General features: G+C 68.9%; 1 protein-coding gene. It reads right to left on the minus strand.

From position 1 onward, the window contains the following. Window positions 1-951, minus strand: a 951-nt coding sequence (locus tag ACJOT3_RS34525) for a hypothetical protein (RefSeq protein WP_406977334.1), incomplete at its 3' end; no start/stop codon positions are given. Window positions 952-1,204 lie beyond the last annotated feature (253 nt).

Raw genomic sequence — 1,204 nt, forward strand, 5'->3', positions numbered from 1 at the left:
AAGGGCCTCGTCGATGGTCTCGGCGCGGGCCTCCTCGACCTCCTCGACCAGGTCGTCCTGGTGCGCCTCGAACTCCTCCACCACGGCGGTGCTGAAGGAGCGCAGCGCCACCTCCTGGGTGAGGATGTCGCCGCGCACGCGGTTGTTGTCGCCGATCTGGGCGGTCGGGGTGTTGCCCGACGCGACCAGGTCGCCGCCGATGATGTTGTTGTCGATGAACGCGCCGCCGGAGATGCCGGTGACGGTCAGCTTGCCGTCGATGTAGTTCACCGACGAGCAGAAGCCCGCCTGGGCGCCCGCACCGACGGCCACCGGGCCGGAGGAGTCGGTGTAGGACGCCGCGCCGATGACCTCGCTGTCGCAGAGGATGCCGCCGTTGGCGGAGCCGCTGACGGTCAGGGCGCCGCGCACGACCGAGTCGTAGATGTCGACGTACTCGACACCGGTGCCCTTGACGGCGCCGCCGATGCGGGAGCCCTCGACGTAGACGGCGCCGGTCTCGGCGTTGATGGTCTTGACGGAGGAGTCCACGACGAACGCGAAGCCGTCGTTGGAGGCGCCGTCGACCGGGACGGTGCGCAGGGCCGCACCGGCGGTGCTGTCCTCCAGGTAGGTGCCGTACGAGCCGCGGTTGACGACGCGGCCGTTGACGGTGGTCTCCGAGGCGTCGAAGTAGCCGTCCTGCTGGACGGTCACCTCGCCCTGGATCTCACCGCCCAGGATGTGCAGGTTCGCACCCTTGCGGACGGTGACGTTGCCCTGGATGACGGTGCCGTCCAGGAAGCAGCTCTTGCCGGCGGGGACCGCGAGGTCCGTGGGCAGCGTGATGGCGCCGCCGTGGCCCGAGCAGAGCGTGACCAGGTCCGCCTGAGCGGGAGCGGCCATGAGCGTGGCACCGCCGACGGCCAGGGCGGCCGTGGCGACGGCCGCGACCGAGCTCCGGATCTTCATGCGGGGGGATTCCTTTCATCGTGACCGTGGGGGCGACGCTCCCGGGATAATCCGAGCGGGGTAAGAGCGTCAGAAGACACCTCAGTGAAAGTACCGAGCTCTCGTCGCTTTGGGAATACTTGCTACGAGAAGATTCGCTTCTGTCCAGGTTTCCGCTGGGAAAACGTTTCAGGTGACAATGGCGGCGGGGCCACGCTCGGTGACCGTTCCGGGCCGTGTCCGGACGTTCCGGCCGGATACGGCGGGGGCCGCC

Origin of the sequence: Nocardiopsis protaetiae, assembly GCF_045446735.1 — a bacterium.
Taxonomy (GTDB): Bacteria; Actinomycetota; Actinomycetes; order Streptosporangiales; family Streptosporangiaceae; genus Nocardiopsis; species Nocardiopsis protaetiae.